This window comes from Archangium violaceum (assembly GCF_016859125.1).
GTDB lineage: Bacteria > Myxococcota > Myxococcia > Myxococcales > Myxococcaceae > Archangium > Archangium violaceum_A.
The window spans coordinates 12,124,165-12,150,884 of the sequence record NZ_CP069338.1 but is presented as its reverse complement, the minus strand read 5'-3'; the positions used below and the strand labels follow the sequence as shown (position 1 = coordinate 12,150,884).

The 26,720-nt window shown below is 67.4% G+C and carries 23 protein-coding genes and 2 tRNA genes; 11 read left to right on the top strand and 14 right to left on the bottom strand.

Annotated features, from left to right (window positions below):
• On the top strand, positions 1–813 hold the full coding sequence (locus JQX13_RS51280; RefSeq protein WP_203406643.1) for a hypothetical protein: 813 nt from the start codon (positions 1–3) through the stop codon (positions 811–813).
• A 185-nt stretch (positions 814–998) separates the two neighbouring features.
• Here JQX13_RS51280 and JQX13_RS51275 read toward each other — a convergent pair whose 3' ends face one another.
• From JQX13_RS51275 to JQX13_RS51260, 4 genes are all read right to left on the bottom strand, one after another.
• A complete protein-coding gene (locus JQX13_RS51275; protein ID WP_203406642.1) occupies positions 999–1,832 on the bottom strand; it encodes a hypothetical protein in 834 nt (277 codons plus the stop codon).
• A 162-nt stretch (positions 1,833–1,994) separates the two neighbouring features.
• Positions 1,995–3,446 (bottom strand): metallophosphoesterase, encoded by a 1,452-nt coding sequence (locus tag JQX13_RS51270; protein ID WP_203406641.1) that lies wholly within the window; start codon positions 3,444–3,446, stop codon positions 1,995–1,997.
• A 101-nt stretch (positions 3,447–3,547) separates the two neighbouring features.
• Positions 3,548–4,270 (bottom strand): LytR/AlgR family response regulator transcription factor, encoded by a 723-nt coding sequence (locus JQX13_RS51265; RefSeq protein ID WP_203406640.1) that lies wholly within the window; start codon positions 4,268–4,270, stop codon positions 3,548–3,550.
• Complete coding sequence (locus JQX13_RS51260) at positions 4,267–5,943, bottom strand: histidine kinase (RefSeq protein WP_203406639.1); 1,677 nt, start codon at positions 5,941–5,943, stop codon at positions 4,267–4,269. The genes JQX13_RS51265 and JQX13_RS51260 overlap by 4 nt, the downstream gene beginning before the upstream one ends.
• A gap of 128 nt (positions 5,944–6,071) precedes the next feature.
• On the opposite strand from JQX13_RS51260, the gene JQX13_RS51255 reads away from it, so the two are divergent.
• The 4 genes from JQX13_RS51255 to JQX13_RS51240 all read left to right on the top strand — a co-directional run bounded on the left by JQX13_RS51255 (position 6,072) and on the right by JQX13_RS51240 (position 11,285).
• Complete coding sequence (locus JQX13_RS51255; RefSeq protein ID WP_203406638.1) at positions 6,072–7,478, top strand: alpha/beta fold hydrolase; 1,407 nt, start codon at positions 6,072–6,074, stop codon at positions 7,476–7,478.
• Positions 7,479–7,509: 31 nt separating this feature from the next.
• Positions 7,510–9,219 (top strand): ArnT family glycosyltransferase, encoded by a 1,710-nt coding sequence (locus tag JQX13_RS51250; RefSeq protein WP_203406637.1) that lies wholly within the window; start codon positions 7,510–7,512, stop codon positions 9,217–9,219.
• A gap of 108 nt (positions 9,220–9,327) precedes the next feature.
• A complete protein-coding gene (locus JQX13_RS51245) occupies positions 9,328–10,785 on the top strand; it encodes a DNA-3-methyladenine glycosylase 2 family protein (RefSeq protein WP_203406636.1) in 1,458 nt (485 codons plus the stop codon).
• A complete protein-coding gene (locus JQX13_RS51240) occupies positions 10,782–11,285 on the top strand; it encodes a methylated-DNA--[protein]-cysteine S-methyltransferase (protein ID WP_203406635.1) in 504 nt (167 codons plus the stop codon). Before JQX13_RS51245 ends, JQX13_RS51240 begins: the two co-directional genes overlap by 4 nt.
• A gap of 80 nt (positions 11,286–11,365) precedes the next feature.
• Here the strand turns inward: JQX13_RS51240 and JQX13_RS51235 are convergent, their stop codons facing one another.
• The 7 genes from JQX13_RS51235 to JQX13_RS51205 form a co-directional block, all read right to left on the bottom strand.
• On the bottom strand, positions 11,366–12,229 hold the full coding sequence (locus JQX13_RS51235) for a hypothetical protein (protein ID WP_203406634.1): 864 nt from the start codon (positions 12,227–12,229) through the stop codon (positions 11,366–11,368).
• A 93-nt stretch (positions 12,230–12,322) separates the two neighbouring features.
• Positions 12,323–12,553 carry a hypothetical protein gene (locus tag JQX13_RS51230; protein WP_203406633.1) on the bottom strand — a complete coding sequence of 77 codons (231 nt, stop codon included), beginning with the start codon at positions 12,551–12,553 and terminating at the stop codon, positions 12,323–12,325.
• Positions 12,550–12,906 carry a hypothetical protein gene (locus tag JQX13_RS51225; RefSeq protein WP_203406632.1) on the bottom strand — a complete coding sequence of 119 codons (357 nt, stop codon included), beginning with the start codon at positions 12,904–12,906 and terminating at the stop codon, positions 12,550–12,552. Before JQX13_RS51225 ends, JQX13_RS51230 begins: the two co-directional genes overlap by 4 nt.
• 11 nt (positions 12,907–12,917) lie before the next feature.
• A complete protein-coding gene (locus JQX13_RS51220) occupies positions 12,918–13,856 on the bottom strand; it encodes a hypothetical protein (protein ID WP_203406631.1) in 939 nt (312 codons plus the stop codon).
• Positions 13,847–15,004 carry a hypothetical protein gene (locus JQX13_RS51215; RefSeq protein ID WP_203406630.1) on the bottom strand — a complete coding sequence of 386 codons (1,158 nt, stop codon included), beginning with the start codon at positions 15,002–15,004 and terminating at the stop codon, positions 13,847–13,849. The genes JQX13_RS51220 and JQX13_RS51215 overlap by 10 nt, the downstream gene beginning before the upstream one ends.
• Positions 15,001–16,596, bottom strand: coding sequence for a hypothetical protein (locus tag JQX13_RS51210; protein ID WP_203406629.1), 1,596 nt, complete (start codon positions 16,594–16,596; stop codon positions 15,001–15,003). Before JQX13_RS51210 ends, JQX13_RS51215 begins: the two co-directional genes overlap by 4 nt.
• A 40-nt stretch (positions 16,597–16,636) precedes the next feature.
• A complete protein-coding gene (locus tag JQX13_RS51205) occupies positions 16,637–17,512 on the bottom strand; it encodes a TadE family protein (RefSeq protein ID WP_203406628.1) in 876 nt (291 codons plus the stop codon).
• A gap of 95 nt (positions 17,513–17,607) precedes the next feature.
• On the opposite strand from JQX13_RS51205, the gene JQX13_RS51200 reads away from it, so the two are divergent.
• Positions 17,608–18,177: a hypothetical protein gene (locus JQX13_RS51200; protein ID WP_203406627.1), complete on the top strand. Its 570-nt coding sequence runs from the start codon at positions 17,608–17,610 to the stop codon at positions 18,175–18,177.
• Positions 18,178–18,297: 120 nt separating this feature from the next.
• Here the strand turns inward: JQX13_RS51200 and JQX13_RS51195 are convergent.
• Positions 18,298–18,374 (bottom strand) — tRNA-Asp (locus tag JQX13_RS51195).
• 34 nt (positions 18,375–18,408) lie between these two features.
• Positions 18,409–18,480, bottom strand: a tRNA-Val gene (locus JQX13_RS51190).
• 192 nt (positions 18,481–18,672) lie between these two features.
• Between JQX13_RS51190 and hemE the strand changes: the two genes are divergently transcribed.
• The 5 genes from hemE (at position 18,673) to fadJ (ending at position 24,596) form a co-directional block, all read left to right on the top strand.
• Complete coding sequence (gene hemE, locus JQX13_RS51185) at positions 18,673–19,710, top strand: uroporphyrinogen decarboxylase (protein ID WP_203406626.1); 1,038 nt, start codon at positions 18,673–18,675, stop codon at positions 19,708–19,710.
• 83 nt (positions 19,711–19,793) lie between these two features.
• A complete protein-coding gene (locus JQX13_RS51180; RefSeq protein WP_203406625.1) occupies positions 19,794–20,354 on the top strand; it encodes a hypothetical protein in 561 nt (186 codons plus the stop codon).
• Positions 20,354–20,923: a hypothetical protein gene (locus JQX13_RS51175; protein ID WP_203406624.1), complete on the top strand. Its 570-nt coding sequence runs from the start codon at positions 20,354–20,356 to the stop codon at positions 20,921–20,923. Before JQX13_RS51180 ends, JQX13_RS51175 begins: the two co-directional genes overlap by 1 nt.
• A gap of 125 nt (positions 20,924–21,048) precedes the next feature.
• A complete protein-coding gene (fadI, locus tag JQX13_RS51170) occupies positions 21,049–22,353 on the top strand; it encodes an acetyl-CoA C-acyltransferase FadI (protein ID WP_203406623.1) in 1,305 nt (434 codons plus the stop codon).
• Positions 22,353–24,596 (top strand): fatty acid oxidation complex subunit alpha FadJ, encoded by a 2,244-nt coding sequence (gene fadJ, locus JQX13_RS51165; protein ID WP_203406622.1) that lies wholly within the window; start codon positions 22,353–22,355, stop codon positions 24,594–24,596. Before fadI ends, fadJ begins: the two co-directional genes overlap by 1 nt.
• A gap of 65 nt (positions 24,597–24,661) precedes the next feature.
• On the opposite strand, the gene JQX13_RS51160 is transcribed toward fadJ, so the two are convergent.
• Entirely contained in the window at positions 24,662–26,593 is a 1,932-nt protein-coding gene (locus JQX13_RS51160) for a CocE/NonD family hydrolase (RefSeq protein WP_203406621.1), read from the bottom strand.
• Positions 26,594–26,720: the final 127 nt, after the last annotated feature.

Below are 26,720 nucleotides of genomic sequence, written 5' to 3'. Positions count from 1 at the left end.
GTGAAGTTCGAGAGCGCATGGCTCACCCGCACCGACGCTCCGCTCGACGTCTCGGCGATCGAGGCGCACCTCGAGTCCCTACCCTGGGCGTGGCGTGATCCGGTGAACGGCAAGGAGTTCTTCCTCGCCGATCGTGTCCGGAGCGCCCGCGACGCGCGCGAGTGGCGCATCGCCCACCCCACCGAATTCCCGGTCCACGGGGTGCTGGTCGCGGTCTACCCGGACGGTGTGAGAATCGACCAGCGGGGCTACGCCGATTCGATGGCACGCGCGCGCGACTTCCTCACCTGGCTCCTGCGAACCGGCCGGTGGCGCGCGCGCACCGAGCTCATGCCCGAGCGGCCCCTCACCTCGGTCGCGGGCCTGTACCCCGAGCCCCTCCCGTCCGCGGCCGAACTGGTTGACGACCCGCACCTGTCGCCAGTCCTCGAGGGCGCGCTCACCCGGTGGACGGTCGGAGGACGCACCCTGTCGGTGCACTCGAGCGGAGCGGTCCGGCTCCAGCTTCCGGGTGGGGGAGTCGTCGACGCGCAGCTGTCGCCCGGGGCGCTCGAGGACTGGAACCGCGTGGCGGACCTGGATCCCGAGGACCTGGACTCCAACCCGGCGGACACCGCGACCACCGTGGCGCTCGACCGGGAGACCCCCGAGGGCGAGAAGGTCGCATGGTTCGACAAGGGGCGGGTTCCGGAGCAGGTGGCCCCCCTGGCGCGAGCGGTGGTGACGCTCTGGAGCTCCCTGGAGGGCTGGACGCCCGGGAAGCCACTCCCTCCTGGCCTCGTGTCCATCAGGCGAAAGAGCCCGGCCGCGTGACACGGGTGGCCCCGGAGTCCAAGCGGGCCGAGTAGGGCCAGTCATTGGCCACCATCGCGGTGTTCCCCTGCATCGCGAAGGCGCCCCGGCGTGCCAGTACCCCTCGAGCGCGCTGGCACACGTGTGCCGGGCGCCGCGCGGAGGGGGAACTCGTAACCTCCCATGGGGTGATGCCCCGAAAGGGGCTACTCCGTTCTCTGTTTCTTGCTCAGGGGCTCCGTCGCATCCGGCTTGGGATCGTTCTCCCTCAAGGTCTGCGGGCCCCACTTCTGGGTGGTCACGGTGATGGCGTCCTTTCCGTAACCGTCCTTGTTGGCATAGCGATTATGGAAGGAGTCCTGATTGTCGCCCACCCGGTACACGTCCATGGTCGGGTAGGTGTTCCGACTCTTGGCATCCGAGGTTCCCGCGGTCTGCTCCGCGGTGATGGTCTGGTTTCCATCCCTGGCCACGACGGGCGCGAAGTGGAAGGGCGACTGGCCGTTCCTCGGCTCGTGTTGCCGGATGATGCCATAGGACTCGCCAGGCTGGGGATTCGCGTTGTGATTGACGGCGTTGGGGTTCGTCTTCCTGGCCTGCTTGGACACCTCGATGTTGTCTTCGTGGGAATAACCAAACACCTGGCCCGTCACCTTCTCCTTGCTGGCGAGGGTGAACTCATTGTCCGCGTGTTTGGCGGGCGGTAGCAATGGCTTGCCGTGCTGGACCTCCTCGGCGTTGTGCGCGCAGTCCTTCACTCCCTTCTGGAACTGGTAGCGCTCGAAGGTGTCCGTTCCGTGGGCGTAGGTCGTGGGACTCTGCGTCTCATTCCCGATGCCTTGGAATTTGGGGGGCGGGACGTTGGTGTTGACGAAGAGCGAGGCCCCGGTCTTCTTGTCCACGTTCGCGCTATCCAGGTAGACGCCATACTTCTGGTTGTCCGTGCGCGTGACCGCATCCGGTAGGGGCTTGTTGTTACCCGTGAGCTGGGAGGTGGACGGTGACGGTGGCGGTGAGGGCTTGCGGTTGACTCTGGGCATGGTGTGGATTCGCTTTCTTGTCGCCGGAAAGGCGGACAGGGTCCCTGACAAGGGTAGAACCGGTGCCCGACAACCTGTCAGAACTGACGTTGTGTGACAATGGTGAGCGATTGCTCCCCCTTTTGGGGGGGCCGGACTCGCTCCTCCGGCCCCGGCTACCTCCTAGCGAACCCAGGAGACGTTGCTGACGGTGAACTTCGAGCCGTCCTGCTTCTCCGCGTTCGTGTAGGGCGAGTACACGCGCGTGGAGAAGGTGTTCGCGGCGGTGTCGATCTCGAGCAGCCGCGTCGGGTTCGTCTTCGAGTCATGGTAGGTCGTCAGGATCTGGTGGATCTCGTTGCCCTGGACACCGGTTGTCTTGCGATAGGCCGAGGAGCCCACATGGCCGGAGAAGATGAACCGCACGTTGGGGTACTGCTTGAGCGCGTTGTCGAACACGTACTGGGGGCTGTTGTTGCCATAGCCACCATTGCTCTGCTCGATGCCGCCGCTGCTCGTCTGGTGCGAGTGGGTGATGACGATGACGTTGTGGTGGGGATGCTGGGCCAGCACCGTCTTCGCCCAATTGACCGCGCCCGTGCGGGCCCACAACTCCAGGTTGAGCACGAGCCAGTTCAGGCCACCCGCCGTGAACGTGTGATAGGCGTTGTCGCACTTCCCCGTCTCGTACACGCCAGTGAGCGCCTTGAACCGCGTCGTCGGGAAGTACGTGTTGAACGTGGTGGTGTTGCGCAGGTTGGCGTTTACGTTGCCGGGGCAGGCACCGCCGCCCGTGCAGGTGGCCGCCGTGTCATGGTTTCCAATGGCGAGCGCGTAGGGAATCCCGGCGGCCTCCAGTCGCTCGAGTGCATTGCTGGCGCGCTCGTACTGGATGTGGTCGGGCGTGTCCCAGTTCATCATGTCGCCGGTCTGCATCACGAAGCGGATGTCGAGCGCGGACTTGTTGTCGGCGAGCCACTGCATGCGGTGGTCGATGAGGGTCGAGTTGTTGACGACCTCGTTCTGCGTGTCCGGGATGACGACGAGGGTGAACTTCGTGTCGACGGGCTGGGTGGAGGCGGGCGCGGCGTAGAGCTTGATGCCCTCGTCGATCCACCCGGCGGCGCTCAGGCTGTTGCGCTCGGCCTCGGTGGTGGCGAAGCGGTGCTTCCTGAGCGACGTGTGGGAGTAGCGGTACACGGGGACGAGGCACGGATCCGCCGTCTTCGAGGCGTAGAAGCCGATGCCCTCGTCGGTGGTGAAGCCTCCCGTGCTCACGAGGTTCTGCTTTTCCGTCGCGTCGATGGTCCAGAAGTGCTCGCCCCGGCTCGGGCTGTAGATGCGGTAGACGGGGGACAACCCCGTCCCCGTGGCACGGGCGGCGTGGAAGGCCACGCCGCGGTCTTCGGTGTAGCCGTAGGTCGTATCGGCGTTGGCCGCCTCGTTCGCGTTGGTCGTGTAGAGGCTGTCACCCGACGTCGGCCGGATGCGGTGATACACGGGGGCACTCAGGGCGGCGCAGTCCAGCGAGGACTCGACGGAGTCGAGCTCGAGAGCCTCGGCCGGGGCTCCGTCGCCACAGGCGGAAAGCGCGCCTGCCAGTGCCAGGGATGTGACGAATCTCAGGATCCTCATGGGTGTCTCCTTCCAGGGGGGGGTCAGGCGGGAGAGGGACCGGCCCGGCCACCATCTCAAAAAAGAAGGGCCGCCAACGGATTTCTCGAGCGCCGTGCCCGCTACTCTCGCGGCATCCGGATATCCGGGGGCGCTGGTTCCAGCCGCGCCTTGAGTGCTTTCACCCGGCTCCGGCCCACGGGAAGCTGGAGGCCACTCTTCAGCTCCACGGTCGTGCGCGAGCCCTCCAGTGTCCACAGGCGGGCCACGTCCTGGAGGGGAACCAGATACGAGCGGTGGATGCGCACGAAATCGGTGGGGAGCAGTACCTCCAGCCGGTCCAGACTCTTCTCGCTCAGCTCGGTGCCGCCATCGCGGAGCACCAGCTCCGCGTAGTCCCCGGCGCCCTGGATGTAGGCCACGGTCTCCAGGGGCACGCGGAGGATGCCACCGCCCTTGCGCACGGCCAGCGTCCGCAACGGGCCCGCGCCACGGCCCCGGACGCGCGCGAGCGCCTTCTCCAGGCGCTCCCGCGTGTAGGGCTTGGCCACGAAGTCCAGCACCCCGAACTCGAAGGCGCGCAGGGCCTGGTCCGTGTTCGCCGACACCACCACCGTGTGGAAGGAACCGGCCGCGACCTCTTCCAGCAGCTGGAAGCCGTCCTCTCCCGAGAGGTCCAGGTCCAGCAGCACCAGGTCCACGGTGCGCTCGGCCAGGACCTCTCGCGCATCCGCGAGGCTCGCGCGTACGAGGGGCGGCGGCAGGCCCTGTCCCAGCAGCTCCCGGCAAAGTCGCTCCAGGCGCCGGGCCGCCATGGGCTCATCCTCCACGATGAGCACCTTCACGCGGGAATCTCCATCACCGTGGTCCACCCCGTCTCCGTGGGTTCCTGCACCAGACTCCAGGCGCCAGGGAAGGTCTCATCCAGCCTCGCCTCGAGGTAGCGGGTACCCGTCCCCTCGCCCACGCGAGGCGTGGCGCCCGTGCCGGCGGGCGCGCTGAAGACGTAGCGCCTGCGGCCTCCCGCGTGTCCCTCCTGGAGGTGGAAGGTGACTGGCGTCGTGTAGCGATTGTGGCTGAAGGCGTTCTCCAGCAGGGTGTGGAGCACCGCTGGAGGCACGATCGCCTCACCATCGACGCCCGGGGCCTCCAGCGTGAAGGCGAGGCCATGGCGGAAGCCCATGACCTCCAGATAGGCACGACACAGCTCCAGCTCCCGGGCGAGCGGGATGGCCCGCTCTCCCGAGATGCTCAGCAGGTGCCGGTACACCGCGCCCAGGGACTCGATGAAGCGCACGGCCTGGGCGGGTTCCGTCTCCACCCATTCGCTCATGGCGCCCAGGGTGTTCATCAGGAAGTGGGGCTGGATGCTGCGCTTGAGCAGCTCCAGTTGGAGGCGCTCCGAGGCACGCGTGGCGGACTCCAACCGCTGCTGCTGGCGGCGGAGCTGATGGGCGTGCACCGCGCCCAGGTACAGCAGCAACCCTCCGAAGGCGATGAAGAAGCCGCGCTCTGGAAAGTCCAGGGGGCCCGTGAGGTAGAGCGCCAGGGCAAGGCCGAGTCCTCCCAGGGCGGCCCACGCGCCCGGTTCCCGCCGCCGCCGGGCTCGCAGCGCGATGAGGAGGGAGGCGCCCAGGGAGAGCCCCAGGGCCACCGCGTTCCTGCCATCGAAGCCAGGGACCGCGCTGAGGCCCATCAGGCTCACGGCCAGCGCGCCCCACCAGGGGGCCCGGCGGGGTTCGCGGAAGGCCGCGTGCAGGGTCGTGGGGAGGAGGACGGCCACCGTCAACGTGGAGGCGGACAGGAGCCAGAGCCGGACGATGTGCAGGGGATAGGGATAGTTCGCGAGCCCTCGCCACGCCTCGAGGAGCAGCTGCGCCGAGGCAGCGAGGCAGAGCAGTCCCAGCAACAGGGTGGCGCGGCCGCGGCGCTCCATGAAGTACCGCGCGAGGTAGTGCGAGCCCATCAGCACCAGCGCGCCCAGGAGGGCCAGGGAGGGCACGAGCCAGAGCAGGCGGGCCCGGGCGAGCTGGGAGGCTGCGCCTACCTGGAGACGGTGGAGCGTGCCGACGGGCTCGAAACCGAGATGGTGCGCGGAGGCCCGGATGACCAGCAGGTGCGGGCCCGCCGTGGCGTGCTCGGGCGGAAGGGGGAGCAGCACGTCCACGTGGCCCGGGAGCTCCTCTTCAGGCGTCCGTCCCACGTGGCCATTGCGCCCCAGGAGCGCTCCATCCCACCAGGCCTCCCATGAGCCCAGAAGGGAGAGGGCCAGGACGGGCGTGGGGGCCCCTGGCGCTCGCGGAGGCACCTGGACCCATGTGCGAATCCAGAAGGGCGCCGGCCCCTCGGCGACTCGCGATGGTGGGACGGTGCGCCAGCCCTCACCACCGGGGGTCAGGGCACGTTCCACGGAGAGGTCTTCCGCGTGGACCTCCACCGTGCGCTCCACGCTCTGGGCGAGCGGCGCCTGGGCCGGCGGCAGGACTCCCAGGCACCCGATGAGCAGCCAGCAACGCATGACGCCAGCATACGCACTCCGGCGCGGCCCGCCTGCATCCGGGCGACGCCATGAGACGTTGGGCGATGTCCTCCGAGCCGAGGCCCCGGTGGCTCATAATCTCAGGGCGCACCCACTGGAGGACATCCATGCGAGCCGTGCTGCTCTTCACCCTGCTCATCCCCCTGGCCGTGGCGAATGCCGCGAACCTTCGACTGGAACCCCACACCTTCCGCGCCCGGGATGGCAGGACGGTGGAGACCGAGCTGGGCAGCCTGACGGTCCCCCTCAGGCACGCCCGGCCCGAAGGCGCGTCACTGACCCTGCGTTTCGTCCGCTTCAAGAGCACGAATTCCCAGCCGGGAGCCCCCATCGTGTACCTGGCGGGGGGGCCGGGCGGCTCGGGCATCGAGGCCGCGAGAGGCGTCCGCCATGAGCTCTTCCTCGCGCTTCGCGAGGTGGCGGATGTCATCGCACTGGACCAGCGAGGGACGGGACAATCCACCTTCCACCCCGAGCTGAGCCGACCCTGGTCGGTCCCCTTGGACCAACCCATGGATGAGGCTCTGCTGACCGCGACGCTGAAGAAGGCCACCACCGAGGCCGCCAGGGCGTGGGCCGAGGCGGGCGTGGACCTCGGCGCCTACACCACGGTGGAGAGCGCGGAGGACCTGGAGTCCCTGCGCGAGGCCCTGGGCGTGCCCCGCTTGAACCTCTGGGGCATCAGCTATGGCACGCACCTGGGGCTGGCGTACCTGAGGCGCCATGCCGACAGGGTGGACCACGCCATCCTGGCTGGAGTGGAGGGGCCGGACGACACCTGGAAGCGCCCCGTCCATGCCGAGGCATTGCTGGACCGATGGGATGCGTTGCTGCGTGCCCGGGACGCGAAGGACAAGGGCCTGCGGGTCCGCCTGCGGGCCCTGATGGATGCGCTGGGGCGCCGCCCACGCACCGTGAAGTTCACCGACGAGAAGACGGGCACCGAGCAGACGTGGGTGGCAACCCGGTTCGATCTGCAGCGGGCGGTGTTCGAGTCGATGCGAGATCCCGCCTTCTTCGAGCGCTTCCTGGCGCTGCTCCCGGCGCTGGAGGCGGGCCACTTCGATGCGATGGCCCCCTTCGCGTCGCTCCTCCGGAACGGAGAGCTGGAGCCCATGTCGATGGCCATGGATGCCGCCTCCGGCATCAGCCCTGCTCGTCGCGCACGGATTGCCCGTGAGGCACGCACGGCCCTGTTGGGGGGAGCCGTCAACGCGGGCGCGGTCGAGGCCGCCTGGGTTCCCGGGGTGGTGGACGTGGGCCAGGACTTCCGGGGCCCGCTGAAGGCGCGGTCCCCTGTGTTGATGATCAGCGGCACACTCGATGGCCGCACGGCGCCCGACAACGCGGAGGCCCTGCGCCCCGGGTTGTCCAGGGCCGTGCATCTGGTGCTGGAGGGCGCGGGCCATGACGGGCTCTTCCAGTCGGACCCGCGCATCCTGGAGCGCATGAAGGCCTTCCTGCGGGGAGAGCCGCTGGCCGACGAGCGCCTCCAGGTCACCCGGGCGCCCTGAGCCGCACCTGAAAGGGGCGCGGCGCGGTATCATGCCCGCGATCGTGAATCCCTCCGCGCTCGATACCTGGTTGGACCGCTGGTTCCGGTGGCTGCTGCTCGTGGGCCTCCTGCTCAACCTGAGCGGTCTGACCCTCACCCTCATGGAACCGGATGCGACCCTGTACGGGACCATTGCCCGGAACATGGCCGAGAGTGGCGACTTCGTCGATCTGATTGCCGATGGCGGCGACTGGTTGGACAAGCCCCACTTCCCCTTCTGGCTCACGGCGCTCAGCTTCCGGCTGTTGGGGGTGAACGAGGTCGCCTACAAGCTGCCGGGCCTGCTGTTCTGGGGCCTGGGGCTCGTCTACACGTACCTGTTCGCCCGGCACTTCTACTCACGTTCCGTGGCCCGGCTGGCCGTCCTCTTCCTGCTCACGGCCCAGCACCTGGTCATGTCCAACAACGACGTGAGGGCGGAGCCCTATCTCGTCGGGCTGATCATCGGTGCCGTCTACCATTACGTCCGGGCCGGGGAGCATCGGTTCAGCCACCACCTGATCTGGGGCTCGCTGCTGGCGGCGTGCGCGATGATGACCAAGGGTCCGTTCGTGCTGCTGACCGTGGGCGGGGGGCTGGTGGTCCATTGGGTGATGCACAGGCAGTGGTCCGAGCTCTGGCATCCCCGGTGGTGGGTGGCCCTGCTGCTGGTGGGCGTGTTCATCCTCCCGGAGCTGTACTGCCTGTACCAGCAGTTCGACCTGCACCCCGAGAAGGTCGTCTTCGGGCGCACGGGCGTGTCCGGCGTGAGGTTCTTCTTCTGGGACAGCCAGTTTGGCCGCTTCTTCAACACGGGCCCCATCCGGGGGAAGGGCAATCCCTTCTTCTTCCTCCACACCGTGCTCTGGGCCTTCCTGCCCTGGTCGCTCTGGCTGTACGGGGCGGTGCTCGGTGGGCTGGCCGGGTGGAGGAAGCGGACCGGGGAGGCGAGGGAGTATGTGACCTGGGGAGCCGCGGGGCTCTCCTTCCTCGTCTTCTCCCTCTCGCGCTTCCAGCTGCCGCACTATCTGAACATCCTCTTTCCCTTCTTCAGCATCATCATCGCGGGTTGGGTCTGCCAGCCGAGGGACGAGTCCCGGCTGCGGTGGGTGGCGGGAGTCCAGTGGCTGGCGACCGTGGCGATGATGCTCCTGGCTCCGTTCCTGTTGTGGCTCGCCCGGCCCCAGCAGCTCGTGCCGGCGCTCCTCTGGTGTGTCCTGGCGCTGGGCCTCTCCCTGTGGATCTTCAGGGGACGCGGGTTGCCGGAGCTGGTGGGAAGGAGCTTCGGGGCATCCGTGGCCTTCAACATCCTGCTCAACGTGTTCCTGTATCCGGAGCTGCTGCTCTACCAGGGGGGCAGTGAAGCGGCCTTCTTCGTCAACGCACAGCCGCCGCGGACCGTGGGCACCTACGGCGACAAGTCCTATGCGTTCGAGCTGTATAGCCATGCGCCCGTGCACCGGTGGGACCTCGCGGCCCTGAAGGAGGCCGCCAGTACCCGGCCGGTCTACCTGTACGTCGCCCGGGAGCGCGTCGCCGAGCTGGAGCAGGCGGGCCTGTCCGTCTCCCCCCTGCGGACGTTCGACCAGTTCCGCGTCACGCGCCTGACCGGTCGCTTCCTGAACCCCGCCACCCGGCCGGGCGTCGTGCGGCCGATGCTGGTGGCGGAGGTGGGCGTGGCGCCGTCCTCCCAGGAGGCCCACGCGGCCGAGGCGAATTGAGCGGACGGGAGCGACTCGGGGTGCTCCGGACGCCCGCGACCCGATTTTCGCGGTCAGGTCCGAAAATGGCCAGACAGGGGCGGGCCTCCAGGCTACGAAAGCCCCGTGATGAACACGCTGGAATCCGAAACCTGCTACCGGGCCCTGTCCGCGCGAGACCGGCGCTTCGATGGGCTCTTCTTCGTCGGAGTGTCGACGACGGGCATCTACTGCCGGCCGGTGTGCTCGGCGAGGACGCCCCGCCAGGAGCGATGCGCCTTCTACCGGACGGCCGCCGAGGCCGAATGCGCGGGCTTCCGCGCGTGTCTCCTGTGTCGTCCCGAGCTCGCTCCGGGCAGCGCTCCGGTGGACTCCGTGCCGAGGCTCGTGGCGGCCGCGGTCTCCCGCATCGAGGGGGGATTCCTCAACGAGTCCTCGATCGATGAGCTCGCATCGGAGCTGGGCGTCACCAGCCGGCACCTGCGCCGGGCGATGGAGGCCGAGCTCGGCGTCTCACCCGTGGAGTTGGCCCAATCGAAGAGGCTCGCGCTGGCCAAGCAGCTCCTGCAGGACACCTCGCTCCCCCTGGCGGAGATCGCTTTCGCCAGTGGCTTCCAGAGCGTCCGGCGCTTCAACGCGCTCTTTCAGTCGCGCTTCGGCAGGTCGCCCTCGGAGCTGCGGCGCAAGGGGGGAGAAGGGGAGGGGGCGCGCTCGCTCGTCCTCCGGCTGGACTACCGCCCACCGCTCGATTGGGAGCAGCTCCTGGGGTTCCTTCGTGGACGCGCCATTCCGGGTGTCGAGTACGTGGGGGACTCCGACTACCGGCGCACGGTGCGCCTGGGTGGAAGAACGGGCTGGCTCGTGGTCCGGCACGATCCGAAGCGCCCCGCGCTGCTGGCCGAGGTCTCGCTCTCGCTGGCGGGCGTGCTGATGCAGGTGGCCGCGCGGCTGCGTGCGCTCTTCGACCTCGATGCGCAGCCGGAGGTCATCGCGGAGTGTCTCGGGCGCGACGCGCTGCTCGGAAAATGGGTGCGGGTCCACCCGGGGCTGCGTGTCTTGGGGGCCTTCGATCCCTTCGAGATGACGGTGCGAGCCATTCTCGGACAGCAGGTATCCGTCCGGGCGGCGACCACGCTGAGCGGGAGGCTCGTGGCGCGCTTCGGCGAGCCCGTCGACAGTCCTCATGTGGAGTGCTCGCGGCTCTTCCCTCCGCCCCAGACGCTGGCGGCGGCGACGGAGGATGACGTGGCGACGCTGGGAATGCCCGGAGCGCGTGCGCGGAGCCTCCTGGCGGTGGCGCGGGCCGTCGCCGAGGGCTCCGTGCGGCTGGAGCGGCACGCCGACGTCGAAGAGACGATGGCGGGCCTCGAGGCGCTGCCGGGCATCGGGGCCTGGACGGCGCACTACGTCGCGATGCGGGCCCTGCGCTGGCCCGATGCCTTCCCCGCGAGCGATCTCGGGATTCGCAAGGCGCTCGGGGGGGTGACGGCGAAGGAGGCCGCCGAGCGTGCCGAGGCCTGGCGGCCCTGGCGCTCCTACGCGGCGATACACCTCTGGACTTCTCTCTCCGAAGGAGCGGGCGGATGACGCTGTTCACCACGACGATGAAGAGCCCCGTGGGCCCCCTGCGGCTCTACGCCACGGAAGGCGCGCTCACGGGCATCTACATGGAGAACCACAAGGGAGCGCCGGTGCTCGTCGCGAGCGAGCGGGAGGACCATCCGGTGCTCCTGGCCGCGCGACGCCAGCTGGAGGAGTACTTCGCGGGCGAGCGCGTCTCCTTCGATGTGCCGTTGGAGCCGGTCGGGACGCCCTTTCAGAAGAGCGTCTGGGCGGTGCTCCGGGAGATTCCGTTGGGCGTCACCTGGTCCTACGGGGAGCTCGCACGCCGCCTCGGGCGGGCGAGCGCGGCGCGGGCCGTGGGGGCCGCGAACGGGAGGAACCCCATCTCCATCATCGTCCCGTGCCATCGGGTCGTGGGCACGGACGGGAAGCTCACCGGGTACGCGGGGGGCGTGCCCACCAAGCAATGGCTGCTCGAACACGAGCGGCGCATCCAGGCCCGGCCCGGGCTCGTGGTTGGGTGAGGGGAGGGCGGAAAAGAGAAGGGCCCGGAACCGGCGCGCGGCTCCGAGCCCTCTGTCTCGAAAACTCCGAGCCCGTGGGCTCAGATGTTCCAGCGGATCATGCCCTGGAGCACGTTCTCGTTCTTGTTCTGGATGAGGTAGCGGTTGAAGGCGAGCTGGTACTCGGCGCCGATGAGCAGCTTGTCCGGGGTGAAGGTGATGGTCTTGCCGAGGTCCCACAGGAGCTGGGGCTGGGCGAGGAAGAAGCGGTTGCCCCTCTGCGTGGGATCGCGCCGGTGCACGCCCTCACCGAAGAGGCCGAGCGAGAAGAAGCCGAGGAACTTGAAGTCCTGGCTCCCGAGGGAGAAGGACTTCTGCCAGGCCGCGCCCACCTGGAAGTCCACGCCGCGGAACATGTAGTCATCGCGGACCACCGTGGTGGCCGTCACGAAGTCCATGCCAGGCACGGCGAGGTCCCACTGAATGCCGTAGTAGCTCAGCATGCCGAACTTGGCGACGTGCTCCGCCTCGTACTTGAACGAGACGTTGGTGAGCGGGCCCCAGTCCAGCTGCCGCTGCAGGAGCCGCTCGCTGAAGAACTTGCCCGACAGCGTCAGCGTGATGCCTCCGAAGAAACCGCCCTTCTCGTTGAGGCTCGTCACATCGGCGATGGCGCTGCTGAAGGGGCCGGTGATGTCGTAATACAGGAACATCGTCCCGAACTCCCACGCCTGGAACGCCTTGATGCTCAGCGTGGTGCGGGAACCCCCACCGTTGAAGTCCTTGTTGAAGCAGTCGACGGAGCCCCGGTACCGGCCGATCGTTCCGTTGTCATGGGCGATGTTGCTCTCGTCGCCCGTCCAGCAGGGGGCGTGTAGGAGCTCGAACCACACTCCTGCGGAGGCGTTGGACGACGACAGCAGGACGGCGAGAACGGCGATGAGGAACAGCGGCTTACGCGTCATGAGGCTCCCCTCTGGTACGCTCGCGTTCTCGATTGTCCGGTAGCCGTCAGTCAAGTCTGGAGTTCTTCGCCTCCGCTCCGGGCACTCCGGCCCTCAGGGCACGGCCATGTTGAGCATGAAGTAGATGCCCTGGAGATATCGGTTCAGGGCCGACATCAGCATCGGGATGACCGTGATGATGCTCACGCCACCGGCGAGCGCGAGGAAGAAGACGATGGCCGAGTACTCGACCATCGCCTGGCCCCTTCGGAGCAGGCGGCCTGGAGCCATGAACGCCGGAGCGCGCCTGACGCGCTCGTTTCTTGGATGGGAGTTCGTGGTCATTCGTCCCTGACCTTCACGCCCGGGGGCGCCTTGGGCACCTTGATGTGCTCCATCATGTACTTCTCGTCGATCTTCCCCTTGCTCTTGCAGCTTCCGTTACACGTGCTGGCCATCTGGGTGCAGTTGTTCTTGCACGCCGCCTTGGCCGGCTCGTTGTTCTTGATCTTGTTGCAGGGGTCCGCGCAGAAGGTGTTGAGGAGCTCGCACTGATCCGCACACGTCTTGGGAACCTTGGTGACGGCGGGCTTGGGTGGGGTCGGCTTGGCGTCCTTCTTCTTGGGCGACTCGGCGGAGGCCAGCCCGGCGGCGAGCAGCAGCCCCAGCACGGCGGTGCGCAAAGAGGTGGAGTACACGGTTTTTCCTCTCACTGATCGAGCCACAGGATGCCCACGGCCACGGCCGTTGGATCCGAATGGGGTTTCGCGGAAATGGACAGCAGGGTGCTGCCCTTCTGGTAGCTCTCCATCCCCGGCAATCCGTCCTGCACGGTGACGGGAACGAACCCTCGCCGGGTCAATTCTTCGCGATAGAACGCCTGGATCTTCTGCACCGAGCTGTCCCGCACCACGAAGAGGCTGCTGCGCGATGCCAGGCCGGGCTCCATCTGCTGGATGGCCGTGGGCATCTCCGCGTTGGGCGGCAGGGGCACGTCCCGCGGAAGGGGCGGGCGCCCCTGGATCAACTCCTCCGGATTGCCCACGGACGCCAGGATGACCGTCCCCGCGCCATGCGGCACGAGGGTGACCGTCTTCATGTTCTGGCTCCCAGCGGGCCGGAAGCTCAGGTACGTCATTCCTGGCACTTCATCCACCCGGCCGACGATGTAGTGGAGGCCCGCCTTCACCATGGCTTCCCGGTAGAAGTTCATCACCATGTGCGGTGGATCCTCGACGATGAGCGTGGCGATATCCATCCGAGCGCCGTTGATGAGCGTCTGGCTGCCCATGGGCTCGGGGCGGACTCCGCGGTACACGCTGAAGGCGAAGGGATCCGCATCCGGCGGCTCCGCCTCGGGCTCGGGCTCCTCCTCGTACACCTTGCGCACGAACTCCCGCCACGTCTCCTCCGAGGCCAGGGGACTCGGCGCATCGGTGTCGGAGTGGAGCGCGTCATGCGCGGGTTGCGTGGCGCTTCCACACGAGCCACCGCCGGACCCATCGCAGCATGAACCCCCGGAAGCGGAGTCGGCCGGCTTGTTGGTCGCGGCGAGCGTCCTGGCGATGGCCTTGTCCGTCTTCCCCGCCGCGAGGCCGGGCGCCGCCCAGGCCAGGACGGCGATGAAGACAACGGCTCTCAAGGACATTTATCCTTCTCCGCTTGCTTGCAACCCATGTAGTGCACGCCTCGCTTGTTGTAGGCGTTCACGTACTTGTTGTTGACGCCGCTATAGGGCGTGGACTGGTAGCCCTTGCCACCGATGAAGTCCTGCGGGCTCTGCTGCTTCTGCCCGGGACTCTGGGGCTTGTAACGGGCGACCAGGAAGGTTCCGGCCATGTTGGGCAGTCCGGCCACCTCCCGTGTCCGCGCTCCCGCGGTGACGGCGGTCATCAGGTCCGTCGACATGGCCTTGGACGTGAAGTTGGCCGAGGCGGCCGTCACCGCGGCGTACGAGGGAATGTCCGAGTAGGTGGCCACCACGCGATCATAGAAGGGGCCCTCGACATTCTGGGGATCCCCACCGCCCTCGCGCGCGCCGATGTCCGTCTTCTCGTCGAGCCTGCCGGTCTCCGAGCCGGTGCGCAGCGCCCACGTGTTGAAGAAGAGGGAGCCTCTCTCCTTGGCGATGATGTTGTTGCCCTGGCCCTGGTAGGCGTGCGAGTCCGAGCCGGTGCCACGCTTGGTCAGATCCGACATCTTCACCTCCGTGAACTCGGTGAAGAGCTTCTCCGGGAGGAGGTAGTTGTAGATGTAGCCGGTGGCCTCGCACACGACCTGGCCGCCCGCGTTGTAGCGGGAGTTGGCGAACGTCGGCAGCACGTTGGTGACGTCGTTGGCCCAGCTCGAGTCCTCCTTGACCGTGCACTTGAACTGGGTGTCCGGACCCACGTTGGCGTCGAAGCGGAAGGTGTACTGGGCCGCGAAGTAGATCTTGTGGTGCTTCTGGTGGTCGTGGTTGCCCCGGATGCGGCTCGTGTCGCCGTACCCGGGGGCGTCCACTTCCGCTCCATCGTCGAACGCGGAGGTGTGGTCCGAGTACGTGGCGCGCACGGCCCGTGACGTCAGCGCCAGCTCGTCCAGGCGCTCGTTGTCCTTCTTGCCCGCTTCGCGGTTGCGGGTGGAGAAGTCCCAGAGGCCCGACACGACCGTCTCCTGCAGGTCCAGCTTCATGTACGCCGCGTCCATGAGGAAGATGGCGTAGAGCAGCAGGGGGATGAGGACCAGCATCAGCAGCGCGGTTTCCACCAGCGCGGCGCCACGCCGGCGTCCGTGGGGTCTGGATGCGGTGTTCATTGGATGTTCACTCCCTTCCCACCGCTGTGGGGCGCGCCGCTCGCGGCGCCAGCCACGGTGGCGGCATTCGTGTCGATGGTGGCCAGCGTCGCCATGTCCGTCTGGGTCAGCGGGTGGAGCTTGGCACGCCAGTAGGGATTGAAGAGGTTGGGGTAGTCGGACCAGTCGCCGATGCGGTGGTAGTAGACCAGGGCCTTGGAGAAGGCCTTGGTGCGCTCGTTGTTGGTGAGCGTGATCTCCCCGTCCTGCGAGCCCACCTTCCCGATGCGGAGGGTTCCCGTGCCGTCCTTGGCCACTTCGTAGGGACCCCGGATGCCGAACTCATTGACGCGGCCGTCCGTGCTCACCGCGGCGAAGACGGCGGGCTGGTTGAAGGGAGCGTTCGCGTCGATGTTGAACTCCATGAAGCGCTCCATCTTGATCTGCGGGGAGCTGTGCTGGCTGCCCGAATGCGGCCGGTTGAAGAAGTCGAGGAAACCTCCCGTGTGGCGCGCGCTCTGGCCGCTCACCATTTCGCCAGCACTGATGGGTCCGAGCATGGGGAGTTGGCCCACCCCGGCGCCGTGCCGCCACGTGCCGGTGAGCGTGCCCCAGTCGAACGAGCTGATGCTCTGTCCACGCGTCGAGGACGGCTGGCTGTCCTGGGTCATGAAGACCATGCCTCCGGACTGACCCGGGAAGTTCCCGTCCGTGGCGCCCGTGCGGCCGTTGACGCCTCCGGGCGATTGGAGGACGGCCCAGGTGCCGTTGGGCCCCATCCACAGGGATGCCTTGATGAGCTTGGCGAGCTGGGGGAAGAGCACCGGCTGGACGAGGGGCGAGCCCTTCCGGTTCCAGGCGAAGTCCTGCCGGGTGGCGTTCACCGTCTCCGCCATGATGCGCTGCTTCTGCTGGGTGTTGCTGAAGAAGACCTGGTTCCACTGCTGGGTGTTGAAGATGTTCACCGCGTTCTCGTCCTGGGTGACACCCGCGGCCTTCTGCATGTTCTCCTGCATCAGCGAGCCCAGGTTGCCCTGCATCAGCGTGGCGGTCACGCCGAGCCGCACCGCCTGCTGCGAGCCGTTCAACATGGTGACGTGGGCATCCAGGGCGCGCATGAGGTTCATGGCGGGCTGATCCAGCTGGCGGATCTTCTGCCCCATCCTGCCGCTGACCCAGTCGATGAGCAGCCCGATGGAGTTGATGTTCGCCTCCATTCCGTGGATGCAATGACTGAAGCAGCAGGGCCCGGCCCAGCAGCAGTAGCACTCGGCGTATTCGATCCCCGAGATGATGCCCATGACCGAGGACGCGGCCATCTTCAGGTCGACCAGCATGGCCGCCTCGGACATATAGGCGTGCACGTTGGCCATGCCGACGTAGGACGAGGCGATGGCGCGGTTGGTGTAGGCGAAGTGGTTGAGGGCGCGGGCCTCGACCACGGCCAGGGAGAAGGCCTTGGCATCGGCGTAGTTCTGCAGCCGGATCTTCTGCTGCACCGACACCGTCACGTTGAAGGTGATGAACACCACCAGCGCGAGGATCAGCAGCGTCACCACGCCCAGGATCATGGCCTGGCCACGGGTGCGCGAGACTCGGAAGAGTTTTTTCATGGGGGATCTCTTCAAGGCGTATCCGAGGGCGCTCCTTGGCTCAGGGCGCGTAGTGGTAGCACTCGTTCCTATCGGGCAGTTTGAAGCGGTTGAGGAAGAAGTTGCTCTGCATCCGCATCGCGTAGCTGACGTTGATGGGGATGGTGTAGATGCGCTGGTTGAGCAACGCGCGGACGGGGATGGCCTGGTCCTTCGTCCTCTCCTTGAGGGTCTCGCCCTTCCGGGTCATCATCAGCACCGAGGGCAGCGAGAGACCCAGATACGTGCGGGTCATGATCCAGTTGGCGAAGGGAATGGGCATCCGGTACAGCAGCTGGAGCTGCACACGCAGACGCAGGCGGTTGTAGCGGCGCATCTCATCGCCCCCCAGACCCGTGGAGCCATCGTCGTCCGGATTGTCCGAACTCGAGACCTCTCCGTTGAGCACCAGCTCCGGATCGTCGAAGTCCACCTCGTTGCGGCTGCCCCGGCCTCCGCGGGATTGCTGGTCCGCCGGCGACAGCGCGTCCCTTCCGGTGCCACGCAGCTCGGAGATCGTGGGCCCGCAGATGACGACCTTCACCTGCTTGGAGCCCGCCGCCAGACGGGTCGTGTTCTCCGTCAGTGCGCGGGTGTACTTGCTGATGACCTCGCTGCTGCTGCCGGTCGGGAGGATCGTTCCCTGCTCGGTGGCGAGCACGGGCAGCAGATGGAAGACGGCCGCCGCCTCCATGGCCTCCACGCTGGCGTGGTTCATCGCCCCCACGCGCGCCGCCCGGTAGGCGGCGTACTTGGCCATCACTCGAGCCTGGGCCATCAACCCAAGTTGTAGGACTCCGAGAATCAGGAACACGAAGAGCGGAATGATCAGGGCCGTTTCGACCGCGACCTGACCTGACTCCCGGCGCACGTGACCGCTGCGTTGGATGAGGGCCATAGATGCTGCCACATTAGAGGTGCGTGTAGTTGCAGACTATCGGTCAACTTGCCGCACCGACTTTGGGGTATTAGGGCTCTCCAGGAGGATAACTGATGCGCAAAACGTGGTGGACTCTGGGATCCGTGGTCGCTCTGTCGCTCGCTGCGTGCGGCGGCAACAACGGTGGCGGCAACAACGGTGGCGGCAATGACGCGGGAACCGGTACCGAGGTCGTCTGCACCGGCACCTTCAGCGGCGCCGTGACAGGGAAGGTGAAATTTTGCAGTCTGGAGGCGGCGACGCTGGCCAACGGGCAGCTCCAGTACAGCCTCCAGATCGAGCCCGAGGAGGGCAGCGGCACCATCGAGAGCAGCGACACCCTGCTGCTCTTCATGTCGGGTGATCCCAAGACCGGTACCTACAGTGCTGGGAACGGCATCACGCAGGCCCTGGGCGGCGTCGAGTCGACGGACGGGAAGCGGTACTCCGTGCAGCTGAGCTCCGGCAGTGGCATCGGCGCGGTGACGCTGACGATCGACTCGGTGCCCGCCGGGAAGGATTCCGGTGGGAATACGCTGTATGAGTGGTTTGGCGGGAAGGCGCAGATCCAGTACGCGCCCCCCGAGGGGTCGGATTACTCCGGCACGGTGAACCTGTCGCTGGACTTCAAGCCCCAGTCGTAGCCCGTTCGCGCGGACCGGCCCGCTGCGGGGTACCGGCGGGCCTCCGTTGCGATGCGGAGCGAGGGGATGGGTGGAAGGACGAAGGGCCCGGAACCGACTCGCGATTCCGGGCCCTTCTATTGGCGAGGAGTACGGGACTTGAACCCGTGGCCTCCGGCGTGACAGGCCGGCGTTCTAACCAACTGAACTAACTCCCCACGACACTTCGCTTCACCTACCACGACTGCTGCTTGGGCGGAACAGGGATTGAACCTGTGACCCTCGCCTTGTAAGGGCGACGCTCTACCGCTGAGCTATCCGCCCCTCGCTTGCGTCACCGCGTTGCGACGGGGCGGCCTTGTATCGGCCACCACCTTCACTGTCAAGCATACGTTTTGGAGGGACGGATCATTCCGCACCGCCCTGACAGGGTCGTTGACCCTGGCGACCGCACCTGACAACCCTCACCCCCCGCCCGCTCCCCGAGGGAGAGGGGGCAGACACGGAGCCCGACCCTTGAACGACCGCCTCCTTCGAGCCGCTCGCCGTCAGCCCACCGACACCACGCCGGTGTGGCTGATGCGCCAGGCTGGCCGCTACCTCCCCGAGTACCGCGCCGTGCGCGGCACCATCGGCTTCCTGGACCTGTGCAAGAACCCGGATCTCGCCGCGGAGGTGACGGTCCAGCCCATCACCCGGCTGGGTGTGGATGCCGCCATCATCTTCTCGGACATCCTCATTCCCGTGGAGGCCATGGGCATCGAGCTGGAGCTCGGGGACAAGGGGCCGCACTTCCCCAACCCCGTGCGCACCGCCGCGGACATCGAGCGCCTGGGCGTGCCCGACCCCGTCCAGGGGACCGGCTTCGTCGCCGAGGCCATCCGCCGCACCCGGCGCGCGCTCAACGACTCGGTGCCCGTGATCGGCTTCTGCGGCGCGCCCTTCACGCTGGCCGCGTACATGGTCGAGGGCGGCGGCTCCAAGAGCTACATCCTCATCAAGCGGCTCCTCTTCGAGCAGCCGAAGCTGGCGCATACACTCTTCCAGAAGCTGACCGACACGCTGATTCCCTACCTGCAGATGCAGGTGGAGGCGGGCGCGAGCATCGTCCAGATCTTCGACTCGTGGGGGGGTGAGCTGTCGCCCTGGGACTACGAGCGCTTCTGCGTCCCGTACCTCACGCGCATGGTGAAGGAGGTGCAGGCCAGGGGAGTGCCCGTCATCGTCTTCGGTACGGGGATGTCCAACCACCTGCCGTTGCTCAAGCGCACTGGCGCCGACGTCATCGGGCAGGACTGGCGCACGCCGATCGACGAGGCGCGGCGCGTGCTCGGGCCCGACGTGGCCGTGCAGGGCAACCTGGATCCACTCCACCTCTTCCTGCCGCGCGAGGAGCTGGAGCAGCGCGTGGTGGACATCCTCCGCCGCGCGGGGCCCGTGGGGCACATCTTCAACCTCGGTCACGGCATCCTTCCGCCCACGGATCCGGACGCCGCGAAGTTCATGGTCGAGGCCGTGCACAAGCACGGCGCCGCGCTCCGCCAGGGCACCTGAGTACATGACCCCGTGAGTTGACCGGGGATGTCAGGGGCACCCGGTAGGGTGGTGCGAGTGGGGCAGGGGAAGGGGACGGGGTCGTGACGGACGAGGGCAGGAGCAGCGAGTACCAGCGCAGGGTGCTCGCGCTCGAGCATGAGGAGTTGCTGAAGCTGTGGAGGGCTCTCCTGGCGGGTGTCACGCCCGCCGATTGGCCCGGCGGTGTGCTGCTGGAGTACCTCATCCTGAGGGCCTTCCAATTGGAAGGCGCCGAGGTGACCTGGCCGTATCGGGTCTACCGGAAGGGTGTCCTCCTGGAGCAGATCGATGGGGTGGTCTATTTCGATGGGGTGTCCTGTCTGGTAGAGTTCAAGGACATGACCAGACCGGTAGATACCGTGACCATCGTCAAGCTGAAGTCTCAGATCCTGCGTCGGCCGCGAGCCACCATCGGAGCGATGTTCTGCACGGGCGAGGTTTCATCGGCTGCGTCCATGCTGGTGGAGATGTTGCCTCCGCCGGATGTGCTTCTGTGGGAGGGGGATGAGATCGACGTGGCGCTCAGGGGGCATCGGCTCCTCGATGGCATGAGAAGGAAGCTGCGGCATGCCGTGGAGACGGGGTTCGCGGATTTGAGCCTGCTGACCAGGAGCGATTTCTGATGAGTGCGTTCATCGTGACCCCCGGACTCGTTGCTGGGAAGCTCATGCGGCGTCTGGTGGACGGTCATCCCCTCCTTCGCGATCGAGGAATCCGAATCCGGGCGGCCAATAGCAATGGTGGGGCCTCGAGAGCCGCGCGGGAAATCCTCTTCTGGGGGAGGGCGCCCGTGGCGGTGGTGCTTGATTCGCATACGCTCTCGCCAGACCTGTTGGCGGAGCAGTGTGGCTGGGTTCAATTGATGCTGGAGCAGGTGGCGCCTTCGAGTGAATGGCGGATCCTGGCGATCGCACCCGAGGTCGCGGTGCTCCTGTTCCGGGACGAGCAACTGCTGCGTTCCCTGCTACCGGTGAGCCCCTCGTTCGAGCAACTCATCCGGGGCCGTTACGAGCCCAACCGGGTTCTCGCCGAGCTCTTCGCTCAGGCGGGTGAACAACCCTTTCCCGAGTCCCTGGTGCGCCGCATCGAGCAGGCCGAGCTGTCCTCGCTATGGGCCGCCCCGGAGCTCCGTCCCCTGGAGGAGTTCCTTCTCGAGAAGTCGGCTGCTCAACAGTCTGGCACCGCACCCTGAGCCCGCCCTCCGAGGGGGCGGAGGAGGCCTTGGCCCTCTTGTTGACTCCGGAGTCAATCTCCCGTTGACGCGATGCGCAACGGCTCATTAGATGCGCCTCACCACGCAGTGAAGGTGAGGAACACATGGCACGCGAGAAGCAGCGCAACGGCCACCGGCGAGTGGCCATCGTCCGCGGATTGCGGACGCCCTTCGTGAAGGCGGGAACCGACTTCGCGAAGCTCACCGCGCTGGACCTGGGCCGCATGGTGGTCCAGGAGCTGGTGCAGCGAGCGGAGATCGATCCCAACGAGATCGACCAGGTGGTGTTCGGCCAGGTCGTCCCCACGCTCACCGCGCCGTCCATCGCGCGCGAGGTGGTGCTAGCCGCGGGGCTGCCGAAGAAGATCGAGGCGTTCACCGTGGCGCGCGCCTGTGCCACGTCCATCCAGGCGATGACGGCCGCGGCCAATGCCATCGCCGTGGGTGAGGCGGAGGTGGCCATCGCCGGTGGTACCGAGTCCATGTCGGATGCGCCCATCTTCACCAGCCGTCCGCTGGCCCAGGCGCTGGTAGCGGCCTCCAAGGCCCGCAGCCTCACGGAGAAGCTCAGGGCCTTCCAGGCCCTCAAGCCGCGCGACCTCGTCCCGGTGCCCCCGGCCATCGCCGAGTACTCCACGGGCCTCACCATGGGTGAGAGCGCGGAGAAGATGGCCAAGGAGAACGGCATCTCCCGCCAGGAGCAGGACGGCATCGCGCTCGCCTCGCACCACAACGCCGCTCGCGCCTGGAAGGACGGTTTCTTCGACTCCCAGGTGATGCACGTGGTGGTGCCGCCGAAGTACGAGAAGGTGTCGCAGAAGGACAACATCGTCCGCGAGGACACGAGCCTGGAGGCGCTCTCCCAGCTCAAGCCCGTGTTCGATCGCAAGTACGGCACCGTCACCGCCGGCAACGCCTCGCCGCTCACCGATGGTGCCGCCGCGCTGCTGCTGATGAGCGAGGAGAAGGCGAAGGCGCTCGGCCTGGAGCCGCTCGGCTACCTGCTCGCCCACGCCTATGCCGCCACCGACCCGGGAGACCAGCTCCTCCAGGGCCCGGCCTACGCGGCGCCCATCGCGCTGCAGCGCGCGGGCATGAAGCTCGCCGACATCGACCTCGTGGAGATGCACGAGGCCTTCGCCGCCCAGGTGGCGAGCAACATCCAGGCGCTGGCCTCCAAGGACTTCGCCCGGAAGGCCGGCTGGAGCGCGCCGGTGGGCGAGGTGGACCGCACCCGCCTCAACCTGTCGGGTGGTTCCATCTCCCTCGGCCATCCCTTCGGGGCCACGGGTGCGCGCATCGTCACCCAGGCCCTTCATGAGCTGAAGCGTCAGAACAAGAACACGGTGCTGTGCACCGTCTGCGCCGCCGGTGGCCTCGGAGCCGCGGTGGTCCTGGAGCGTGCGTGATGGCTGCGATGATGGCTCAGGAGCTCGAGGCGAAGCAGGGCTTCACCTATCACGTCGAGGACGGTGTCGCGGTCCTCGTGTTCGACCTGCCGGGAGAGTCGGTGAACACGCTCTCCCCCGAGACGGGCGAGGTGTTCGCGTCGCTGCTGTCCCGCGCGGAGAAGGAGCCCACGGTGAAGGCGGTCGTCTTCATCTCCGGCAAGAAGGACAGCTTCGTGGCCGGAGCGAAGATCGACTTCCTCCAGACCATCAAGACGGCCGCGGAGGCCACCGCTGCCTCGCGTCAGGGACAGCAGGGCTTCGACCAGCTGGACGCGTTCCCCAAGCCGGTGGTGGCGGCCATCCATGGCGCGTGTCTGGGCGGGGGCCTGGAGTGGGCGCTCGCCTGTGACTACCGCATCGCCACCGACAGCCCGAAGACGACGCTCGGGTTGCCCGAGGTGCAGCTCGGCCTCATCCCCGGCGCGGGTGGTACCCAGCGGTTGCCGGCGCTCATCGGCGTGCAGGCCGCGTTGGATCTCATCCTCACCGGCAAGAACGTGAAGCCCTCCAAGGCGAAGAAGCTGGGCCTGGTGGACGAGGTGGTGCCCGCGCCCATCCTTCGGGAGCTGGCCGTGCGGCGCGCCCGCGAGCTGGCCGAGGGCATGCTGAAGGTGGAGCGCCCCCGGGGTCAGGGCCTCAAGGCGGTGGCGCAGCAGGGCAAGAAGGGCCTGGGTGGACTCCTGCAGGGGTTGACCAACAAGGAGCTGTGGGCCGAGGTCGCGCTCGAGGACAACCCGGTGGGCCGGAAGATCCTCTTCGATCAGGCGCGCAAGCAGCTGCGCAAGAAGACGCGCGGCAAGTACCCGGCGCCGGAAAGGGCGCTCGAGGCTGTTCGCATCGGCGTGGAGTCCGGCCGTGCGGCGGGTCTGGAGGCCGAGGCCCGGTTCTTCGGCGAGCTGGTGGTGTCCGACGTCTCCAAGCGGCTGGTGGAGATCTTCTTCGCCACCACCGCGCTCAAGAAGGAGAACGGCACGGCCAACGCGGACGTGAAGCCGCGCGAGGTGAAGAAGGTGGGCGTGCTCGGCGGCGGTCTGATGGGCGGAGGCATCGCCTACGTCAGCTCGGCGCTGCAGGGCGTGCCGGTTCGCGTGAAGGACAAGGACGACGCGGGCGTGGGCCGCGCCCTCAAGCAGGTGCAGGGCATCTACGACGAGCGGGTGAAGAAGCGCTCGCTCACGTGGCGGGAGGCGGCCGCGAAGATGGCGCTCGTCACCGGTGGCACCGGCTACGAGGGCTTCAAGAACGTGGACGTGGTCATCGAGGCCGTCTTCGAGGACCTGGCCCTCAAGCACCGCATCATCGGCGAGGTGGAGGCCGTCACCCACGCCGACTGCATCTTCGCCTCCAACACCTCCAGCATCCCCATCACCGAGCTGGCCAAGGGCTCGCGGCGGCCCGCGCAGGTCATCGGCATGCATTACTTCAGCCCGGTGCACAAGATGCCGCTGCTGGAGATCATCACCCACAAGGGCACCGCCGACTGGGTGACGGCCACCTGCGTGGAGGTGGGCAAGAGGCAGGGCAAGACGGTCATCGTCGTCAACGACGGGCCGGGCTTCTACACCTCGCGCATCCTCGCGCCGTACATGAACGAGGCCGCGCACCTGCTGGCGGATGGGGCCGACATCGCGGAGCTGGACAAGGCGCTCGTCGAGTTCGGCTTCCCCGTGGGTCCCATCACCCTGCTGGACGAGGTGGGCATCGACGTGGCCCAGAAGGTGGGCCCCATCATGGAGGCCGCCTTCGGCAAGCGCATGTCCGCGCCCCGCGCCCTGGAGAAGGTGGTGGCCGAGGGCCGCCTGGGCCGCAAGAACAAGAAGGGCTTCTATACCTACGACGGCAAGAAGAAGAAGAAGGAGGTGGACGTCACCGTCTACGATCTTCTTCCGCATGGCAGGAACCGCAAGCAGCTCGACTCGCGCGAGATGGCCGAGCGGTGCGCCCTGCAGATGGTGAACGAGGCCGTGCGCTGCCTGGGTGAGGGGATTCTGCGCAGCGCGCGTGACGGCGACGTGGGCGCCATCTTCGGCCTCGGCTTCCCGCCGTTCCTCGGAGGCCCCTTCCGTTACGCGGACAGCCTCGGCCCCGCCGAGCTGCTGCGCCGCCTGGAGCACTTCCAGGACAAGTACGGCGAGCGCTTCACCCCCGCGCCGTCGCTCGTGGAGATGGTGAAGGCGGGCAAGACGTTCTACCCGCGCTAGTCACCCGCTCCGGCAGGGGAGGCAGGAGGCTCCGGACGAGGGGCCTCCCGCTTCTCCGGCCCGCGTCAGTCGTCCACCGCGGGCAGCACGCCCACCTTGAGCGAGCTCGGGTGGGCCGCCGAGCGGTACACGCGGTGGAAGGCGCGCACGAAGTCCTCTTCCTTCGCCTCGAAGATGTTGGGCACGAAGGTCTGCGGGTTCCGATCGATGAAGGGGAACCAGCTCGACTGCACCTGGATCATCACCCGGTGCCCTCGCTTGAAGGTGTGGAAGACGTCGTTGATGACGAAGCGCACCTTCGTCACCTCGCCCGGCTTGAAGGGCTTGGGCTCGCTGTAGCTGTCGCGGAAGCGGCCGCGGAACGGCTCGCCGCGCACCAGCGTCTGCTGGTGGCCCCGGTTACGTTTGCCCTCCTCGTCGTCGCCACCCCTCGGGCCACCGGGCATCTTGCCCGGATTGACGTCCACGAGCTTCACCACCCAGTCCGCGTCGGTGCCGGTGGTGGAGACCCACAGCTCCGCCTCCAGTGGGCCCGCCAGCGTGAGATCCTTCTCCAGCGGCGCCGTCTCATAGACGAGCACGTCGGGACGGCGCGCGGCGAAGCGCTGATCCTCGGTCATGTAGCTCTTGGCCCAGCCCGTCGTGAGCTCCATGGTGTAGGGGACGGGCTTGTTCGGGTCGCTCACGTACTCGTCGAAGGACTCCTCGGTGCTCGCGGGCGGCGAGTACGAGAGGCCCCCCTTGGGCTGGAAGTAGAGTCGCGCCTCGCGCACCTGCTTCGGCGGCCACGTGTCGAAGCGCCGCCAGCGGTTGGCACCCGTCTCGAACACCAGGGCCTCGGGCAGGTCGGGCTTCTCGCCTCCCTTGAGGTGGTGCTTGAAGAAGGCGAACTCCAGTTCCTGGTAGATGGCGGCCGTCTTGAAGCCGAAATCGGCGTCACCCAGCGAGGAGCCGTCCGTGCGCATCCAACCGCCATGCGGCCAGGGACCCATGACCAGCGTGTTGGAGGTGCCCGGGTTCTGCTTCTCGATGGTGGCGTAGGTGCGCAGGGGCCCGTACAGGTCCTCGGTGTCGTACCAGCCGCCCACCACCAGCATGGCGGCCTTGATGTTCTTCAGGTGCGGCAGGAGGTTCCTCGACTGCCAGAAGGCGTCGTAGTTGGGATGCGCGGAGAGATCCTTCCAGAACGCGATGTCGCCCTTGAAGTAACGCGCGTCCGCGTTGCTCAGCGGCCCCAGGTCGAGGAAGAACTGGTAGCCGTCCGGGGTGCCGTGGTCGAAGCGCTTCCAATCCTCGCTGTCGGTCGGCTGCGGCCGAGGCCTGCCGAAGCTCGAGAAGAAGTTGAATGCCATCGTCAGGTTGAAGGCGCCGTGCCGGTGGAAGTCGTCCCAGAACCAGTCGGCGATGGGTGCTTGCGGTGACGCCGCCTTGAGCGCCGGGTGCGAGTCGATGGCGCCCGCCGACGTGTAGTAGCCGGGATAGGAGATACCCCACTGTCCCACGCGGCCGTTGTTGCCCGGCACGTTCTTCACCAGCCAGTCGATGGTGTCGTAGGTGTCGGTGCTCTCGTCGATGTCCCTGGGCCCGCTCTTCTTCGCGCGGTGCGGGCGCATGTTGACGAACTCGCCCTCGGACATGTGCTGGCCGCGCACGTCCTGGAAGGCGAAGATGAAGCCGTCCTTCTCGTACTGCGGGTTGGGCCCGAGCCTGCGCGCGTACCGGTCCAGCCCGTAGGGCGCCACCGTGTAGGGCGTGCGCGTGAGCAGGACGGGGTAGCGCTTGCCGGGGCTCGCGTCGTTGGGGACGTAGACGGCGGTGAACAGCTTCGTGCCGTCTCGCATGGGGATGCGGTACTCGAACTTGGTGTAGTGCGAGCGGATGTACTCGGCGCGCTCGGACTCGGCGGTGGGCTGCTGGGGCTTCGCGGCCTGGGCCCTCGCGGGTCCGGCGAGCGCGACAAGCACGAGCACCATGAGGCCGCGGAACGTGATGGGCATGCACTCTCCTGGTGGGGAGGCGGCATTGTCGGTGAACGGTGGCGGTGCGGAAAGCACCGTGTGATGCCCGCGGGGCGGGCGCGGGTGCACCCGCACCCCAGGTCCAGGCCTATTCCCCTCGGAGCTT

Coding starts and splice junctions, on each gene's coding strand:
- JQX13_RS51210 (WP_203406629.1), bottom strand. CDS start 16,596: ATGAAAAAACTCTTCCGAGTCTCGCGCACCCGTGGCCAGGCCATGATC.
- JQX13_RS51200 (WP_203406627.1), top strand. CDS start 17,608: ATGCGCAAAACGTGGTGGACTCTGGGATCCGTGGTCGCTCTGTCGCTC.
- JQX13_RS51205 (WP_203406628.1), bottom strand. CDS start 17,512: ATGGCCCTCATCCAACGCAGCGGTCACGTGCGCCGGGAGTCAGGTCAG.
- JQX13_RS51270 (WP_203406641.1), bottom strand. CDS start 3,446: ATGAGGATCCTGAGATTCGTCACATCCCTGGCACTGGCAGGCGCGCTT.
- JQX13_RS51175 (WP_203406624.1), top strand. CDS start 20,354: ATGAGTGCGTTCATCGTGACCCCCGGACTCGTTGCTGGGAAGCTCATG.
- JQX13_RS51235 (WP_203406634.1), bottom strand. CDS start 12,229: ATGACGCGTAAGCCGCTGTTCCTCATCGCCGTTCTCGCCGTCCTGCTG.
- JQX13_RS51240 (WP_203406635.1), top strand. CDS start 10,782: ATGACGCTGTTCACCACGACGATGAAGAGCCCCGTGGGCCCCCTGCGG.
- JQX13_RS51230 (WP_203406633.1), bottom strand. CDS start 12,553: ATGACCACGAACTCCCATCCAAGAAACGAGCGCGTCAGGCGCGCTCCG.
- JQX13_RS51250 (WP_203406637.1), top strand. CDS start 7,510: ATGCCCGCGATCGTGAATCCCTCCGCGCTCGATACCTGGTTGGACCGC.
- JQX13_RS51160 (WP_203406621.1), bottom strand. CDS start 26,593: ATGCCCATCACGTTCCGCGGCCTCATGGTGCTCGTGCTTGTCGCGCTC.
- JQX13_RS51275 (WP_203406642.1), bottom strand. CDS start 1,832: ATGCCCAGAGTCAACCGCAAGCCCTCACCGCCACCGTCACCGTCCACC.
- fadJ (WP_203406622.1), top strand. CDS start 22,353: ATGGCTGCGATGATGGCTCAGGAGCTCGAGGCGAAGCAGGGCTTCACC.
- JQX13_RS51215 (WP_203406630.1), bottom strand. CDS start 15,004: ATGAACACCGCATCCAGACCCCACGGACGCCGGCGTGGCGCCGCGCTG.
- JQX13_RS51245 (WP_203406636.1), top strand. CDS start 9,328: ATGAACACGCTGGAATCCGAAACCTGCTACCGGGCCCTGTCCGCGCGA.
- JQX13_RS51220 (WP_203406631.1), bottom strand. CDS start 13,856: ATGTCCTTGAGAGCCGTTGTCTTCATCGCCGTCCTGGCCTGGGCGGCG.
- fadI (WP_203406623.1), top strand. CDS start 21,049: ATGGCACGCGAGAAGCAGCGCAACGGCCACCGGCGAGTGGCCATCGTC.
- JQX13_RS51260 (WP_203406639.1), bottom strand. CDS start 5,943: ATGCGTTGCTGGCTGCTCATCGGGTGCCTGGGAGTCCTGCCGCCGGCC.
- JQX13_RS51255 (WP_203406638.1), top strand. CDS start 6,072: ATGCGAGCCGTGCTGCTCTTCACCCTGCTCATCCCCCTGGCCGTGGCG.